Annotated in this window: 17 protein-coding genes; 8 read left to right on the top strand and 9 right to left on the bottom strand. The window is 52.0% G+C overall.

Annotated elements, in window-relative coordinates:
• The first annotated feature begins 1 nt into the window (after window position 1).
• Together ACLD3P_RS00620 and ACLD3P_RS00615 are read left to right on the top strand one after the other, a co-directional pair.
• The gene (locus tag ACLD3P_RS00620) at window positions 2–1,435 is read left to right on the top strand and encodes an SDR family oxidoreductase (RefSeq protein WP_000079007.1); all 1,434 of its coding nucleotides are present in this window, start codon (window positions 2–4) and stop codon (window positions 1,433–1,435) included.
• A 95-nt stretch (window positions 1,436–1,530) separates the two neighbouring features.
• Window positions 1,531–2,544: an NAD-dependent epimerase/dehydratase family protein gene (locus ACLD3P_RS00615; protein WP_000866904.1), complete on the top strand. Its 1,014-nt coding sequence runs from the start codon at window positions 1,531–1,533 to the stop codon at window positions 2,542–2,544.
• On the opposite strand, the gene ACLD3P_RS00610 is transcribed toward ACLD3P_RS00615, so the two are convergent.
• Together ACLD3P_RS00610 and ACLD3P_RS00605 are read right to left on the bottom strand one after the other, a co-directional pair.
• Window positions 2,541–3,371, bottom strand: a complete 831-nt coding sequence (locus ACLD3P_RS00610; protein WP_094964353.1) for an N-acetylmuramoyl-L-alanine amidase — start codon at window positions 3,369–3,371, stop codon at window positions 2,541–2,543. The genes ACLD3P_RS00615 and ACLD3P_RS00610 overlap by 4 nt on opposite strands.
• On the bottom strand, window positions 3,368–3,691 hold the full coding sequence (locus tag ACLD3P_RS00605; protein WP_001160725.1) for a heavy metal-binding domain-containing protein: 324 nt from the start codon (window positions 3,689–3,691) through the stop codon (window positions 3,368–3,370). Before ACLD3P_RS00605 ends, ACLD3P_RS00610 begins: the two co-directional genes overlap by 4 nt.
• 127 nt (window positions 3,692–3,818) lie before the next feature.
• Between ACLD3P_RS00605 and ACLD3P_RS00600 the strand changes: the two genes are divergently transcribed.
• The 6 genes from ACLD3P_RS00600 (at window position 3,819) to artJ (ending at window position 8,399) form a co-directional block, all read left to right on the top strand.
• Window positions 3,819–4,334, top strand: a complete 516-nt coding sequence (locus ACLD3P_RS00600; RefSeq protein WP_058331312.1) for a lipoprotein — start codon at window positions 3,819–3,821, stop codon at window positions 4,332–4,334.
• A gap of 228 nt (window positions 4,335–4,562) precedes the next feature.
• Window positions 4,563–5,291, top strand: a complete 729-nt coding sequence (artP, locus tag ACLD3P_RS00595) for an arginine ABC transporter ATP-binding protein ArtP (RefSeq protein WP_000027186.1) — start codon at window positions 4,563–4,565, stop codon at window positions 5,289–5,291.
• 17 nt (window positions 5,292–5,308) lie between these two features.
• Window positions 5,309–6,040: an arginine ABC transporter substrate-binding protein ArtI gene (gene artI, locus ACLD3P_RS00590; protein WP_000756586.1), complete on the top strand. Its 732-nt coding sequence runs from the start codon at window positions 5,309–5,311 to the stop codon at window positions 6,038–6,040.
• 6 nt (window positions 6,041–6,046) lie between these two features.
• A complete protein-coding gene (gene artQ / locus ACLD3P_RS00585; protein WP_001001677.1) occupies window positions 6,047–6,763 on the top strand; it encodes an arginine ABC transporter permease ArtQ in 717 nt (238 codons plus the stop codon).
• The gene (gene artM / locus ACLD3P_RS00580; RefSeq protein ID WP_000895393.1) at window positions 6,763–7,431 is read left to right on the top strand and encodes an arginine ABC transporter permease ArtM; all 669 of its coding nucleotides are present in this window, start codon (window positions 6,763–6,765) and stop codon (window positions 7,429–7,431) included. Before artQ ends, artM begins: the two co-directional genes overlap by 1 nt.
• Before the next feature lie 236 nt (window positions 7,432–7,667).
• Window positions 7,668–8,399, top strand: a complete 732-nt coding sequence (gene artJ, locus ACLD3P_RS00575; protein WP_000737533.1) for an arginine ABC transporter substrate-binding protein ArtJ — start codon at window positions 7,668–7,670, stop codon at window positions 8,397–8,399.
• Window positions 8,400–8,605: 206 nt separating this feature from the next.
• Here artJ and ACLD3P_RS00570 read toward each other — a convergent pair whose 3' ends face one another.
• The 7 genes from ACLD3P_RS00570 to potH all read right to left on the bottom strand — a co-directional run bounded on the left by ACLD3P_RS00570 (window position 8,606) and on the right by potH (window position 15,603).
• Window positions 8,606–10,093, bottom strand: a complete 1,488-nt coding sequence (locus ACLD3P_RS00570) for a sulfatase (protein WP_411006524.1) — start codon at window positions 10,091–10,093, stop codon at window positions 8,606–8,608.
• A 9-nt stretch (window positions 10,094–10,102) separates the two neighbouring features.
• The gene (locus ACLD3P_RS00565) at window positions 10,103–10,423 is read right to left on the bottom strand and encodes a PTS sugar transporter subunit IIB (protein WP_000655399.1); all 321 of its coding nucleotides are present in this window, start codon (window positions 10,421–10,423) and stop codon (window positions 10,103–10,105) included.
• Window positions 10,424–10,452: 29 nt separating this feature from the next.
• Window positions 10,453–11,796: a PTS sugar transporter subunit IIC gene (locus ACLD3P_RS00560; protein WP_000399318.1), complete on the bottom strand. Its 1,344-nt coding sequence runs from the start codon at window positions 11,794–11,796 to the stop codon at window positions 10,453–10,455.
• A gap of 294 nt (window positions 11,797–12,090) precedes the next feature.
• Window positions 12,091–13,218 carry a 23S rRNA (uracil(747)-C(5))-methyltransferase RlmC gene (gene rlmC, locus ACLD3P_RS00555; RefSeq protein WP_411006526.1) on the bottom strand — a complete coding sequence of 376 codons (1,128 nt, stop codon included), beginning with the start codon at window positions 13,216–13,218 and terminating at the stop codon, window positions 12,091–12,093.
• Window positions 13,219–13,260: 42 nt separating this feature from the next.
• Window positions 13,261–13,734, bottom strand: coding sequence for a YbjO family protein (locus ACLD3P_RS00550; RefSeq protein ID WP_000505788.1), 474 nt, complete (start codon window positions 13,732–13,734; stop codon window positions 13,261–13,263).
• A 73-nt stretch (window positions 13,735–13,807) separates the two neighbouring features.
• Entirely contained in the window at window positions 13,808–14,653 is an 846-nt protein-coding gene (potI, locus tag ACLD3P_RS00545) for a putrescine ABC transporter permease PotI (RefSeq protein ID WP_001528847.1), read from the bottom strand.
• The gene (gene potH, locus ACLD3P_RS00540) at window positions 14,650–15,603 is read right to left on the bottom strand and encodes a putrescine ABC transporter permease PotH (RefSeq protein ID WP_031605173.1); all 954 of its coding nucleotides are present in this window, start codon (window positions 15,601–15,603) and stop codon (window positions 14,650–14,652) included. The genes potI and potH overlap by 4 nt, the downstream gene beginning before the upstream one ends.
• Window positions 15,604–15,607: the final 4 nt, after the last annotated feature.

Raw genomic sequence — 15,607 nt, 5'->3', positions numbered from 1 at the left:
CGTGGCGCAACGCATTCTGGTCCTCGGCGCCAGCGGCTATATCGGCCAGCACCTGGTCTTTGCGCTAAGTCAGCAAGGACATCAGGTGCGGGCGGCGGCGCGACGCGTGGAACGTCTGGAAAAACAGCGCCTCGCCAACGTCAGTTGTCATAAGGTCGATCTGCACTGGCCGGAAAATTTACCCGCGCTGCTTCGCGACATTGATACCGTTTACTATCTGGTACACGGCATGGGCGAAGGCGGCGATTTTATCGCCCATGAGCGTCAGGCGGCGCTCAACGTGCGCGACGCGCTGCGCCAGACGCCGGTTAAGCAACTTATTTTCCTCAGTTCACTGCAGGCACCGGCGCATGAGCAATCCGATCACCTGCGCGCCCGCCAGCTTACGGCTGACACGCTGCGCGACGCAGGCGTACCGGTGACGGAATTACGCGCCGGGATCATCGTCGGCGCAGGCTCCGCCGCCTTCGAAGTCATGCGCGACATGGTTTACAACCTGCCAATACTCACGCCGCCGCGCTGGGTGCGTTCGCGCACCACGCCCATCGCCCTGGAAAATTTACTCTACTACCTGGTCGGCTTGCTGGACCACCCTGCGCGCGAGCATCGTATTCTGGAAGCCGCCGGGCCGCAGGTATTAAGTTATCAGCAGCAGTTTGAACGTTTTATGGCCGTCAGCGGTAAACGGCGTCCGCTGATCCCGGTTCCTTTTCCGACCCGCTGGATTTCGGTCTGGTTTTTAAACGTCATTACCTCCGTGCCGCCGACTACCGCAAAAGCCTTAATCCAGGGGTTAAGGCACGATTTGCTGGCCGATGACGCCGCGTTAAAAAAGTTGATCCCCCAAACGCTTATCACCTTTGATGACGCCGTTCGCCGCACGCTAAAAGAAGAAGAAAAACTGGTGAACTCCAGCGATTGGGGCTACGACGCGCTGGCCTTCGCCCGCTGGCGTCCCGAATACGGCTATTTTCCAAAGCAGGCGGGCTTTACCGCGCAGACCCCGGCCAGCCTATCGGCGCTATGGCAGGTCGTAAATCGGTTGGGTGGCAAAGAGGGCTATTTTTTCGGCAATATTTTGTGGCAGACGCGCGCCGCGATGGACCGTCTGGTGGGGCATAAACTGGCGAAAGGCCGCCCGTCGCATACCTTGCTCAAGCCTGGCGATACGGTAGATAGCTGGAAAGTGATCATTGTCGAACCAGAAAAACAGCTCACGCTCTTGTTTGGCATGAAAGCGCCGGGTCTGGGGCGGCTTAGCTTCACGCTGCACGATAAAGGCCGCTACCGCGAAATTGACGTGCGCGCCTGGTGGCATCCACACGGAATGCCGGGCCTGATTTACTGGCTACTGATGATCCCGGCGCACCTGTTTATTTTCCGGGGAATGGCAAGGCGTATTGCCCGACTTGCAGAACAAATCACAGAAAAATGAGAAAAAGTTGCTGTATTCTTTCGTGTTTCCCATTGCATACCGACGTAATTCACGGAAGAATGCGCACGACGGTTTATTAAACACAGTGGATTGATATGAAGGTACTGGTTACCGGCGCCACCAGCGGCTTAGGTCGAAACGCGGTTGAATTTTTGCGCAATAAAGGCATCAGCGTCAGAGCGACGGGTCGCAATGAAGCGATGGGCAAGCTGCTTGAAAAAATGGGCGCGGAATTCGTCCATGCGGATTTAACCGAACTGGTCTCCTCGCAGGCTAAAGTGATGCTCGCCGGGATCGACACGTTGTGGCACTGCTCCAGCTTTACCTCGCCCTGGGGAACCCAACAAGCTTTCGATCTGGCGAATGTTCGCGCCACCCGCCGTCTGGGAGAATGGGCGGTCGCCTGGGGCGTGCGCAATTTTATTCATATCTCCTCTCCCTCGCTCTATTTTGATTACCACCATCACCGTGATATCAAAGAGGATTTCCGTCCGCATCGGTTTGCCAATGAGTTCGCCCGCAGTAAAGCCGCCGGTGAAGAGGTGATTAATCTGCTGGCGCAGGCTAATCCGCAAACACGTTTTACGGTGTTGCGTCCGCAAAGCCTGTTTGGCCCGCACGATAAAGTATTTATCCCACGTCTGGCGCATATGATGCACCATTACGGTAGCGTCTTATTACCGCACGGGGGCAGCGCGCTGGTCGATATGACCTACTATGAAAATGCGATCCACGCCATGTGGCTGGCCAGCCAGCCGGGCTGCGATCATCTGCCTTCTGGCCGCGCTTATAACATCACTAACGGCGAAAACCGCACCTTACGCAGCATCGTACAAAAGTTAATTGATGAACTGACTATCGACTGCCGCATTCGCTCTGTGCCTTACCCGATGCTGGATATGATCGCCCGCAGTATGGAGCGCTTCGGCAAAAAATCCGCCAAAGAGCCCCCGCTAACGCATTACGGCGTGTCAAAACTGAATTTTGATTTTACGCTCGATACAACTCGCGCGCAGGACGAGTTGGGCTACCAGCCCATCGTCACGCTGGACGAAGGCATTGAACGCACCGCCGCCTGGCTACGCGATCACGGAAATTTACCGCGTTAATCCTGGCCGTACTTCTCCAGTAATGCTTCGGCAATCGCCTGCGTTTCGGCATCTGCGATACCGTTCCATTGCGCCGGACGGAAGTGCATCTGGAACGCCATAATCACCCGCTGCTGCTCGCGTGCCGTCATATCGGCTTTGACTTCATAACCATAGCGCGAGAGTAACGCAAGCACCGTTGCGGTATCGACTGGCGTATACGGCGCGCGTCCAGCCAGATAAAACGCCACACGCTGGGCGTCAGGCCAGGCGCCAATCCCCTGCGCCGCCAGCTCGCGCCACGGGAAGCGCGGGCCGGGATCGTCTTTACGCTGCGGCGCGATATCCGCATGGGCCACCACATTCTGCGGTTTGATGTCATAGCGCGCGATAATGTCCTTCGCTAACGGAATCAATGCCTGAATTTGCGCGGATTCAAACGGCGCGAAAGATTTCACCCCGCCGGACATTCGCCAGCCGCGATTTTCCAGCTCAATGCCAATAGACGTATCATTGAGACGCGTGGCGCCTCGCCAGAAACTGACGCCCGCATGCCAGGCCTGATCCTGTTCCGGCACCAGTTGCCAGATGCGCGGTTTACCGCCATATAATGGCGGGGTTGCGGGAATCAGGTAATGCGAACTGACGTTGCGGCCCGTTAACGTCGCCAGCGAAACGTCAAAGTTTTCCGCCGTATAGTGAATCACCAGGACTTTAATGCGCGGATAGGCCGCCTGCGACCGATGTCGGGTATCAAGCTGATATCCCTCTTTATCGATAATTCCTTTTTCGCTCGCGCAGCCTGTTAACAGCAACGCAAGACCAACCAGCCACAGTAGCGCTCTCATCGGCGCGTTTTCACCGCCGTTCCGCTGACGCTGACCATCAGCATACTGCCATCCTTGCCGACAGTTTCGTAATCAATATCGATGCCTACCACCGCATCGGCACCCAACGCTTTAGCCTGCTCGCCAAGTTCCTGGAAAGCGATTTCACGCGCTTTACGCAGCTCTTTCTCATACGCGCCGGAACGTCCGCCGACGATATCCCGAATGCCGGCGAAAAAATCGCGGAAAATATTGGCGCCTAAAATGGCTTCGCCCGTCACCACACCGCAATACTCCACGATGCTTTGTCCTTCCAGCGTTGGGGTTGTTGAAAACTGCATAGTGAATCTCCCGGGTTAGCTAAGCACACGATCTCAAACGCATTATCAAGCTGATACGCTATCATTGAAAGGATATAATTGATTATCGTAGATCGGTTTTTGCTCGATCGCCTATAAGGAAATCATCATGCGCTATTCTAAACTCTCTTTGCTCATCCCGTGCGCGCTTCTGCTTAGCGCCTGTACGACCGTCACTCCCGCCTACAAAGATAATGGCCCGCGTATCGGCGCGTGTGTGGAAGGCGGCCCGGACAGCGTGGCTCAACAATTTTACGACTACCGTATTCAACACCACAGCAATGATATCGCCGCGCTTCGCCCCTACTTGAGTGATAACCTGGCGAAATTGTTGACCAACGCCAGCCGCGATACGGAGCACCGTCAGTTGATGAGCGGCGATCTGTTCTCCAGCCGCGCTACGCTGCCGGATAGCGCCAGCGTCGCCAGCGCATCAACCATTCCGAACCGAGATGCGCGCAATATTCCTCTGCGGGTGGCGTTAAAACAGGGCGATCAAAGCTGGCAGGATGAAGTGCTTATGATTCACGAAGGCTCATGCTGGGTGATTGACGACGTTCGCTATCTGGGCGGAGATGTCCATGCCCCTGCCGGTACGCTGCGCCAGTCGATAGAAAACCGTTAACAGCCAGTATTCCCCGCTTTTGCACCCATAACCCCGTAAATTGTCTGGCATTCTGCCCGGGATGCCGACAATTCTTCTTACCTACTATTCCTCCTGCTATTTTGTGCTATGTTTAGGAAAGAATGTGGGATATATTTAACTTTTAACGCATAAATATTGCATAACTATTCTGCGAAAGGTACTATCTGCGGCTTCAATAGCTATCAGACTGCCTGTATACGAGTGTCAATGAGTATTCAATTAAACGGCATTAATTGCTTTTACGGCGCGCATCAGGCGCTGTTCGATATCACGCTGGATTGCCCCGAAGGCGAAACGCTGGTGTTGCTTGGCCCAAGCGGGGCGGGTAAAAGTTCGCTGCTGCGTGTACTCAATCTGCTTGAGATGCCGCGCTCCGGCACTCTGACTATCGCCGGGAACCATTTTGACTTTACGAAAACGCCGTCCGATAAGGCGATTCGTGAGCTACGTCAAAATGTCGGAATGGTCTTTCAGCAATATAATCTTTGGCCGCATCTCACCGTTGTGCAGAATCTGATTGAAGCGCCCTGCCGCGTACTGGGTCTGACAAAAGATCAGGCGCTGGCGCGCGCAGAAAAGCTGCTGGAGCGTCTACGTCTGAAGCCATATAGCGATCGTTATCCGTTGCACCTTTCCGGCGGTCAGCAGCAGCGCGTCGCGATTGCCCGCGCGCTGATGATGGAGCCGCAGGTGCTGCTGTTTGATGAACCGACCGCCGCGCTGGACCCGGAAATTACCGCTCAAATCGTCAGTATTATTCATGAGCTGGCGGAAACGAACATTACTCAGGTGATCGTTACGCATGAAGTCGAAGTGGCGCGTAAGACCGCCAGTCGTGTGATTTATATGGAAAATGGTCACATCGTCGAGCACGGTGATGCGGGTTGCTTTGCCCACCCTCAGACCGAAGCGTTCAAAAACTATCTCTCTCACTAAGATTCGGGACAATGACAATGAAAAAAGTTCTGATTGCCGCGCTAATTGCAGGCTTTAGCCTTTCCGCTACAGCAGCCCAGACCATTCGTTTTGCGACCGAAGCGTCCTATCCGCCGTTCGAATCGATGGATGCTAATAACAAGATTGTCGGCTTTGACGTCGACCTGGCCAACGCGCTATGTAAAGAGATCGACGCCTCCTGTACCTTTACCAATCAGGCGTTCGACAGCCTGATCCCCAGCCTGAAATTCCGCCGCTTCGACGCTGTAATGGCGGGAATGGATATCACGCCGGAACGTGAAAAGCAGGTGCTGTTTACCACGCCATATTACGACAACTCCGCGCTGTTCGTGGGTCAGCAGGGCAAATACACCAGCGTCGATCAACTGAAAGGTAAGAAAGTCGGCGTGCAGAACGGTACGACGCACCAGAAATTCATCATGGATAAGCATCCGGAAATCACCACCGTACCGTATGACAGCTATCAGAACGCGAAGCTGGATCTACAAAATGGCCGTATCGACGCTGTTTTCGGCGACACGGCGGTCGTGACCGAATGGCTGAAAGCCAATCCTAAGCTGGCACCGGTCGGCGATAAAGTCACCGATAAAGATTATTTCGGCACCGGCCTGGGTATCGCGGTACGTCAGGGCAACACCGAGCTGCAGCAGAAATTCAATACTGCGCTGGAAAAAGTGAAGAAAGATGGGACTTACGAGACCATCTATAACAAATGGTTCCAGAAGTAATCTTTGATGAACGAATTTTTTCCTTTAGCAAGCGCCGCCGGGATGACCGTCGGCCTTGCCGTCTGCGCGCTGATCATTGGCCTCGCGTTAGCCATGTTCTTTGCCGTCTGGGAGTCCGTAAAATGGCGCCCGATTGCCTGGATAGGCTCCGCGCTGGTCACTATTTTGCGCGGTCTGCCGGAAATTCTGGTGGTGCTGTTTATCTATTTCGGCTCCTCGCAACTCCTGCTTACGCTATCTGACGGGTTTACCCTCCATCTCGGCTTTACGCAGATCCCGGTGCAAATGGAGATTGAGAACTTTGACGTCAGTCCGTTCCTGTGCGGCGTGATTGCGTTGTCCCTGCTGTATGCGGCCTATGCGTCGCAGACGCTACGCGGCGCGCTGAAAGCCGTTCCGTCTGGTCAGTGGGAGTCGGGTCAGGCACTGGGATTATCAAAGACGGCGATTTTTTTCCGTCTGGTGATGCCGCAGATGTGGCGTCACGCCCTGCCAGGGCTGGGTAATCAGTGGCTGGTGTTGCTAAAAGATACGGCTCTGGTCAGCCTTATCAGCGTTAACGATCTAATGTTGCAGACCAAAAGTATTGCCACACGCACCCAGGAACCGTTTAACTGGTACATTATTGCGGCGGCTATTTACCTGGTCATTACGCTGATCAGTCAGTACATTCTCAAACGCATAGACCTGCGCGCGACACGTTTTGAGCGGAGGCCGGACTAATGCTTGAGTATTTACCTGAACTGCTAAAAGGGCTACACACCAGCCTGACGCTGACCGTGGCTTCTATTGCCGTCGCTTTGGTGCTGGCGTTAGTTTTTACCATCATCCTGACGCTAAAAACGCCGTTCGTGGTGTGGCTGGTGCGCGGCTATATCACGTTGTTTACCGGTACGCCGTTGTTGGTGCAAATTTTCCTGATCTACTACGGACCCGGTCAATTCCCGACACTGCAAGAGTATCCGCTACTCTGGCATCTACTGTCTGAACCGTGGCTGTGCGCACTGATCGCGTTGTCGCTAAACAGCGCCGCTTATACTACGCAGCTATTTTATGGCGCGATTCGCGCGATTCCGGAAGGTCAGTGGCAGTCCTGCGGCGCGCTGGGGATGAGTAAGAAAGATACGCTGGCGATTTTGTTGCCCTATGCGTTTAAACGCGCCCTCTCCTCCTATTCTAATGAGGTGGTACTGGTCTTCAAAAGTACCTCGCTGGCCTATACCATCACCTTGATGGAGGTCATGGGGTACAGTCAGTTGCTCTATGGTCGTACCTACGATGTGATGGTATTTGGCGCGGCAGGCGTAATTTACCTGGTCGTCAACGGTCTATTGACGCTGATGATGCGTTTGATTGAGCGTAAAGCCCTGGCGTTTGAGCGGCGCAATTAACCAGGCAGGATAAGGCATTCTCGCCGCCGTTCGACAATGGTCAGATGGCGCTGCGCTTATCAAGCCTACGATGCATAATTTTGAATAAACCCGACGGACAAGTGGTTAACTTGTCCGTCTTTTTTTATCCATTTAAAAATATTTAATCATTTTTATTGCATACAAATTCAATTGATGGCATTGTAAATCTATGCCGCAGACACGGCGCATAATCATAAGATTACGGGAGTGACATCATGAAAAAGTTAGTTCTGGCCGCATTACTCGCCTCTTTCGCCACTGGCAGCATCGCCGCTGAAAAAATCAATTTCGGGGTTTCCGCCACCTATCCCCCGTTTGAATCCCTGGATGCGAGTAATAAAATTGTGGGCTTCGATATCGATCTGGCAACCGCATTATGCAAGCAAATGCAGGCAGAATGTACTTTTACCAATCATGCTTTCGATAGTCTTATCCCGGCGCTGAAATTCAGAAAATATGATGCCGTCATTTCCGGAATGGACATTACCCCGGAGCGCAGTAAGCAGGTCGCCTTTAGCAATCCCTATTATGCGAATTCCGCGCTGGTGATTGCCAAAAAAGACACCTATAAAACCTTTGCCGATCTAAAAGGTAAGCGTATCGGTATGGAAAATGGCACCACGCATCAAAAATATCTCCAGGATAAACATCCGGAGGTCAAAACCGTGGCCTACGACAGCTACCAGAATGCGATTATCGACCTGAAAAATGGCCGTATTGACGGTGTCTTTGGCGATACCGCAGTGGTCAATGAGTGGCTGAAAACGAATCCGCAACTGGGTCCGGCAACAGAGAAAGTGACCGATCCGCAATACTTCGGTACCGGACTTGGCATCGCGGTGCGCCCGGACAATAAGGCGTTGCTGGAAAAACTGAATAATGCGCTGGCCGCCATTAAAGCGGACGGCACTTATCAGAAAATCAGCGATCAGTGGTTCCCGCAGTAAGACGTATGTGATTAGCCCACCGTGTTGCGAAATGGCAGTATAAATACCTTATTCAGACCACGAAATCATCCTGGCCTGATAAGCGCAGCGCCATTGAGCATTCTACAGTTTGTCATCAGTCTCAAACGCCTGCATCAACAGGCGATTCGGACTAATACTTGCCGGGTGACGCTAACGCGTACCCGGCTTACAACATTGTTACGTTTTTAGATAACATCCAGACCCAGACGGCGATACTGCTCCGCCGGAGCATCATTTTCTTTCATCAAACGGATAAGTAAGTTGATCATCCTTGCTTCGATGGCCTCATCATGAATAGGATGTTGCTGCTGCGGATCGTCTCTGAGATCAAACAAGAGATGACCAAAGCTATTCACACCTTTATATTTTTCCCTGGCCGGAATACGTAATACCTGAAGCCCTTTAGTGAATTTAAACGGAGGCGCCAGAGATAATTTTCCCAGTTCATCCACGTCATAACGCGCATTCATCTTGATCGGCATTAACGTGTAGTTCGCAATGTCATGCTCACGCCCCGGCTGCGCGGCCCGCATATAAACATACCGTCCGTCGGTAACATTAACATGTCCGCTAAACACGCCAAACAGAGCGCCTTCCCTGACGGGTTCATCACTGGCAATGACTTTCGCCAGCGGTTGGCCCTGCATATCTGCGGGAATAGGTTGTTGAAAATAATCCAGTAGCATTGGCGCCCAGTCAATCGTCTGCACCAGCGACTGCCGTCGCGCTCCGCATACCGCGCTGCGCGGGTCCCAGATAAACAGCGGGTTATTCGCCACCTCGTTATAATAGGGCATTTGATTTTTAGCCCACCAACCGTGCTCCCCCAGCAAGAAGCCGTGATCGGTACCGACAATCAGCATCGTATCGCGCCAGAGATCGTGTTCATCCATCAGATCAAGGATACGTCCCAGATTGCGGTCGCACATGGAAACCAGGGCCCGATAACGACAGCGAATATGCGCTATCGCCTCCTCACTTTCACTGACTTTGCCGCGCGGCCAGTCATAATGCGGACCTTGCCACTCATCGTCATAGAGCGATAAATATTCCTCGGTGGTATAAAACGGCTCATGCGGATCGAACGTCTCAACCTGCAATAACCAGTTATCTTCGGCATGATTTTTATGGATAAAATCGCACCCGGCGTCAAAAACTTTCGTCTGGGGAAAATCGGCTTCCTGCTGGATGTATTCGCGGTTCGCCCAGTCATGACGCCATAGCCCGGAAACGCCGCCTCCGGTTTGTTTTTGTGGAACGCGCAGTACTTCCGGAATGGGCGGCTCGCCAACGCTTGCCTTCCAGTGATCGCCCTCCTGACCGCGTACTACGTCCCAGGAGCTATAGCGGTTATGGTAGTTACCGCCGCCGTCTTCCCAGTAATGCAAATGATCGCTGATAAGATGGGTGTAGATCCCCGCTTTTTTCAATAATTCCGGCATGGAATCATCAAAGGGTTCCAGCGGCCCCCACTCACGATGCAGGAAATTATAGCGCCCGGTGTGCAGTTCCCGACGGGCTGGCATACAGGGCATACTGCCGACATAACTATTGTCAAAGGTGGCGGCATGTGCCGCCAGGCGTTGAAAGTTAGGCGCTTTCGTTAGCAAATCGCCATAGGGCGGCAAATAGTTTTTATTCAGACTGTCAAACAGCAGAATAATCGCTTTCATGACTCAGCCTCATTTGTTGAGCAGGTGCGGAAAATTTTTCTCTACCACATCGTAAATCTGTTTACCTATTGATTCGCCATCCATGATATTTTCAATGGGAATGAGATATTGTCCGTGTTTAGGATCGAGGCTAACGACATCAAGCAATTTTTTTGAAATCGCATAAATATCTGCCCAGTCGGTAAATCCACCGACCTCTCCCGCTGCCGTATGCTCCATATCAAAAGAGAAGTCATATTTTGCTAACGCTTTTTTAACCACAGTCTGTAACATTACGCTACTGCCTACACCATAACCGCATACGAATAAAATATTTACAGAATCTTTCATGATAAAATCCTTTATATAAACCGAATCAATTAAATGGAATAAGGACCAAGATGGAACGTTGAAGCAATAAATTTCAGTAATTCACAAATCGCAGGCCACAGAGTCGCCCAGTCAAATATTCCCGTCCAGCCCACACCTTCTTTTGCCAGCCCGGTTAAAGGAATGGCCCATACCGTACCGAAAGTCTGAATAATCCCTAACAGGAAAGTACAAATAATAACGGAACGATATCCCCCCATTCGGTTGGCTAATACGCCGATGGGACCGCCGGAAAAGAAGAGCGGAACAAAACCAGGCAATACCATAATAGGGCTATGGATGAGCAGCAGAATGCCCATGGAAAAAATCGTGCCGAAGGTACAAAAGACGAATCCCAGCGTGGCCGCGTTCGGCGAAAAAGGTAATAAAGCAGCAACATCCACAGCCGGTATAGCGTTAGGAATAAAGCGATCCTGCCATCCTTTAAACGAACCGTTAATTTCACCAACCATCATCCGCACGCCCTGCAGTAAGATGACCATATACATAGAGAATTGCAGGCCCAGATTGATGATATAGATATACCAGGGTTTGCCTTTCGCCATTAACTGTACGTTATCGATCCCTGTCGCCAATAAAAAACCGCCAACGAAGAGCGTCATCACAATGGCGATTGCCGTCACGTTGTGGTTAAAAATGGCTAACCAACCGGGAAGTTTCAGGTTTTCGGCGTCATGCTTTTCCGGATCGCCGAATTTATGCGCGAATTTCGAGAAAAACCACAGTCCCAACATCTGGTTATGCGCGATGGTAAAACCGGCGTTATTGGTCACTTTGGCAATGGGTTTAACAATAAGCGTAGTTGAAAACGCCCAAAAAACCCCGGTCAATACCCCGGCAATCACAATGGATTGTACCCAACCGAACCCCAGCCAGAAGACAATTAACCACAGTACCGCCTGTGAATGTGAGACCCCGGTATTACCGGTAAGAAATATACCTTTTGCGCCGGTATAACGGCCAAATAAAACTAATATCAGGTTAGTAAAAAATGCCAGTACAAAAACGTATCCTACATAGCCGAAATTATCGCCCAGCGCTATTTGCGTCGCGGCTTTCATGGCATATGAATCCATTAAGTATCCATGCACGCCATAAGCCTTGCTGACTGCCTCTGCAACCGGTTTAAAAGTGGCTGAAAATTGAAAGCCGCCAAATAACACCATCATCAAACCGACCATCGCGCTGATCATACCGGTGATAATTTTTATAGGTGTCTTTTTATCCAGCGCATAGCCAACACCGACTAATATCCCAATTAATATTGCCGGTTCAGTTAAAAACGTTTGAATAACATCTATAAATTTGGCAAACATCGTCTGAACGCCCTCCATAAGCGTGCCTATTCGTTGTCATGATTGACCCCTTTACTGACGTTACGTATTGCTTCGCTGATGCTATTGAAATTTACCCGATAAACCACCTTGTCTAATTTTGCCTTACACGCACTGTAATAATCAAAATTAGTCATTAAAAGATTTAAAGTGATTATTTGTGATTTGATTTGCAAAAATAGGTTAATATATAACCATGATCGATCGGAGTTTTTTATCGATCGATCATGGTTATTATTATTTATGGATAATTAGATAGTTAATATAGATATTTTGTATGTCTGGCTTTTGGCGCTACAGCCTGCAAAGCAGTGTTAACACTTCATAATGCGCGGTATGCGGGAACATATCGAAAAGCTGAACACGTTGAATACGGTAGTTCGGCAGATGACGAATATCCTGCGCCATCGTCTGCGCGTTACAGCTTGAATAAATAATAAAACGCGGCGCCATTTGTGCAAGGTAATCGCACAACGGCTTGCCAATGCCACGGCGGGGAGGATTCACCAACACCAGGTCGGGCGTTTCGCCTTGTGCGGTGGCGAATTGGGTGGAATCCAACGCCTGGAAATGAAGGCGGGTCAATCCCAGCTCGGCAGCGGATTGCTTCGCGCAGGCAATCGCCTCCGGCGCGATCTCAATACCGATTAATTGCATCTGCGGCGTCGCGCAGTGCAGGCCGAATCCGCCCACTCCGCAAAAAAGATCCCACATATGGCGTACCGGCAGTTGCCCTACCCAATCGCGCGCCGTTGCATATAATCGGCTGGCGACCGTAGGGTTGGTCTGAAAGAAACTTTGCGGACGAATCCACAGCGGCACATCGTTAAAACGTTCCGCCAGCGCCTGCTGATCCGTCAGGTAGATTTCCGTCTCCCCTTCCATAATCGCCATATGTACCGGCTGGATATTTGCGGTGATCACCCTGAGCTGCGGCAGTTGCGCACGCAGCCACGGTAACGCCGCGCGAAGTTGCGTAAGTTTGGTTTCTGAACGCAACACGAAGCGTAGCATCATGCCGCCATCGAACTGACTTTCCGTCAGCAACAGGTATTTCAGTTCGCCACGTTTTCGCGCCACGTTATAAGGCGTGAGTCCGGCACGGGCAATAAAAGGTTTTAGCGCGCTGAATACGGGGGCAAAGGAGGCGGGATACAGCGGGCAGCCGCAAAGATCGACTGGCGTACCGTCGCGATGCAGCATCCCGAAGAGCGGTTTTTCTACACTACCGCTCACGACCATTTTCGCTTTGTTGCGGAAATGCTGTTCCGGGCCGCCAGTCGGCGCGCACCACTGTTCAACAGGCAGCCCGGTCAGCAAACGATGTAAATCGGCTGTTTTTGCGGAAAGTTGTTCGTTAACCGACTGCGTAATCCATTGACAGGAACGGCAGCGACCCGCGTCATAGAGTGCGCACTGCATACCAAAAAACCTTCATATTATCCGGGGCGACGATTATACACATTATTGCAGCCGGAAGAACCGACGGCTGGGAGCGGGAATAAACAGCAGAAACAGAATTAAAAGATCGGGGAGTTTTTGCATGACCAGGGAATGCAGGATATCACGCTTCGATTCTCCCGCGATGCTAAACAACTCCGGATACCCGTAGCCTAACGACGCCGCCCACAGATATCCGCTCACAATAATTTGTGTCGCCAGGTACACCCAGCGCGCCCAGCTACGGCCTTTCACCAGCGAAAACGCACAATAAATTTCAACAAAGACCAGCACTAAGCTTGCCAGAAAGACCAGGGTTAAGCTCCACGTCTGCACACTGCGATGAATAAACTCGCCCATCCCACGTATGCCGAGGGTATTCATAATCATCAGCACATCGAGACCGCGAATCAAAATAATCGCCATAGCCGCAACCTGCACCAGCGTAGGCACATTTAAACGGGCATGTGATGAGGTTGATTGCTTTATAAATCCCAATGAATGTCTTCCCTGAAAATGATGCCGCGACCCGCGCGGCAACGCATTGCCATAGTGGAAGATTTTAGTGGCTTCAGCCGCGTCTTGCACGCTGGATATCGCGAATCCGCTGTTTTTCCGCTCGCGCCATCAGGTACCAGGCAATAAATCCGACGATTCCTACCACGCCGAGGATTAACGTCGCCAGCGCGTTGATTTCCGGGTTCACGCCCATGCGCACACTGGAGAAAACCAGCATCGGTAGCGTGGTGGCGCCGGGACCGGAAACGAAGCTGGCAATCACCAGATCGTCAAGGGAGAGCGTAAAGGCCAACAGCCAGCCCGAGATCACCGCTGGCATGATCATCGGTAACGTAATGACAAAAAAGACCTTCAACGGCGCCGCGCCAAGATCCATCGCCGCCTCTTCAATCGAACGATCCAGTTCGCGTAATCGCGAAGCGATCACCACTGCCACATAGGCGGTACAGAAAGTGACGTGCGCCAACCAGATGGTCAGCATTCCGCGATCGGAGGGCCAGCCGATAGCATGACCGAGCGCGACAAACAGTAGCAGCAGCGACAGCCCGGTAATCACATCCGGCATCACCAGCGGCGCGGTGATCATAAACGCAAAGCCGTTTGCGCCGCGAAACCGTCCAAATCGCACCATCACCACCGCGGCAATGGTACCGAGCACCACCGCCATCGTCGCCGCGCAGGCGGCAATTGTCAGGCTTAGTCCCACTGCGCTCATCATGGCGGTATCCCGAAAGAGCTCGCCATACCAGCGCGTCGACCATCCCGCCCACACCGTCACCAGCTTCGAACTGTTAAACGAGTAAATCACCAACATTAACATCGGCGCATAGAGAAAAGTAAACCCCAGCACCAGAATCAGAATGCGCCAGGGCGAGCGAGCGACCGGTAAGTTATTCATCCGTGCTCCCCCACACTTTTTTGCTGATGTTTATGGAACCACATGATCGGTACTATCAGCAGCAGCAACATAATAATGGCGACCGCAGAAGCCACCGGCCAGTCGCGGTTATTGAAAAACTCCTGCCACAGGACGCGACCAATCATGATACTGTCCGGCCCGCCAAGCAGTTCCGGGATCACAAACTCGCCCACCGCCGGGATAAAAACCAGCATCGAGCCGGCGATGATTCCGCCTTTGGTGAGCGGGACAATGATGCTAAAAAATGTTTTCAGCGGTCGGGCGCCGAGATCCAGCGACGCTTCCACCAGCGAATAATCAATACGCGTTAATGCGGTATAAATGGGCAGAACCATAAACGGCAGATACGCATAAACAATGCCGATATAGACGGCCAGGTTAGTGTGCAGGATCGTCAGCGGCTGATCGATAACCCCTAGCCACAGCAACACATTGTTCAGCACACCGTTGTTTTTCAAAATGCCCATCCAGGCATAGACGCGTATTAAAAAAGACGTCCACGAGGGCAGAATCACCAACAGCAGCAGGATATTGCGCGTGGAGGGCTTGCTGTGCGCCACCGCCCACGCCAGCGGGTAGCCCAACAGCAGGCAGCAGATGGTGGAAATACCGGCAATTTGTAACGATTGCAGATAGGCTTCGAAATAAAGCGGATCGTCGGTCAGTTGCAAAAAATTGCCGAGGTTGAGCGTAATCGACAACTGACCGTCAGCCCATTCCAGCAGATCGGTATACGGCGGGATCGCCCGCGCCATTTCCGCCAGGCTTATCTTAAAGACGATAAGAAACGGCAGTAAAAACAGTAGAATGAGCCAGATATAAGGCAAAGCAATAACCAGCTTACGCCCATGTTTCATTTGCATTCGCGCCAACCATTGCGCCGCGCCGCCAGGTTTACTGATGCGTGCCGGAGGTTCAAGTGTGCTCATGTTT

This window comes from Salmonella sp. 741265073_HBA (assembly GCF_046569105.1).
Lineage (GTDB): Bacteria > Pseudomonadota > Gammaproteobacteria > Enterobacterales > Enterobacteriaceae > Salmonella > Salmonella enterica.
The sequence above is the reverse complement of the archived record's forward strand: the minus strand, read 5'-3'. Positions and strand labels throughout refer to the sequence as shown.

Bases quoted from the DNA above. Each gene is read 5' to 3' on its own strand.
- potI (WP_001528847.1), bottom strand. From the start codon at position 14,653: ATGAATAACTTACCGGTCGCTCGCTCGCCCTGGCGCATTCTGATTCTG.
- artI (WP_000756586.1), top strand. From the start codon at position 5,309: ATGAAAAAAGTTCTGATTGCCGCGCTAATTGCAGGCTTTAGCCTTTCC.
- ACLD3P_RS00605 (WP_001160725.1), bottom strand. From the start codon at position 3,691: ATGCAGTTTTCAACAACCCCAACGCTGGAAGGACAAAGCATCGTGGAG.
- potH (WP_031605173.1), bottom strand. From the start codon at position 15,603: ATGAGCACACTTGAACCTCCGGCACGCATCAGTAAACCTGGCGGCGCG.
- artQ (WP_001001677.1), top strand. From the start codon at position 6,047: ATGAACGAATTTTTTCCTTTAGCAAGCGCCGCCGGGATGACCGTCGGC.
- artP (WP_000027186.1), top strand. From the start codon at position 4,563: ATGAGTATTCAATTAAACGGCATTAATTGCTTTTACGGCGCGCATCAG.
- ACLD3P_RS00570 (WP_411006524.1), bottom strand. From the start codon at position 10,093: ATGAAAGCGATTATTCTGCTGTTTGACAGTCTGAATAAAAACTATTTG.
- ACLD3P_RS00615 (WP_000866904.1), top strand. From the start codon at position 1,531: ATGAAGGTACTGGTTACCGGCGCCACCAGCGGCTTAGGTCGAAACGCG.
- ACLD3P_RS00565 (WP_000655399.1), bottom strand. From the start codon at position 10,423: ATGAAAGATTCTGTAAATATTTTATTCGTATGCGGTTATGGTGTAGGC.
- ACLD3P_RS00610 (WP_094964353.1), bottom strand. From the start codon at position 3,371: ATGAGAGCGCTACTGTGGCTGGTTGGTCTTGCGTTGCTGTTAACAGGC.
- ACLD3P_RS00600 (WP_058331312.1), top strand. From the start codon at position 3,819: ATGCGCTATTCTAAACTCTCTTTGCTCATCCCGTGCGCGCTTCTGCTT.
- ACLD3P_RS00560 (WP_000399318.1), bottom strand. From the start codon at position 11,796: ATGGAGGGCGTTCAGACGATGTTTGCCAAATTTATAGATGTTATTCAA.
- artJ (WP_000737533.1), top strand. From the start codon at position 7,668: ATGAAAAAGTTAGTTCTGGCCGCATTACTCGCCTCTTTCGCCACTGGC.
- artM (WP_000895393.1), top strand. From the start codon at position 6,763: ATGCTTGAGTATTTACCTGAACTGCTAAAAGGGCTACACACCAGCCTG.
- rlmC (WP_411006526.1), bottom strand. From the start codon at position 13,218: ATGCAGTGCGCACTCTATGACGCGGGTCGCTGCCGTTCCTGTCAATGG.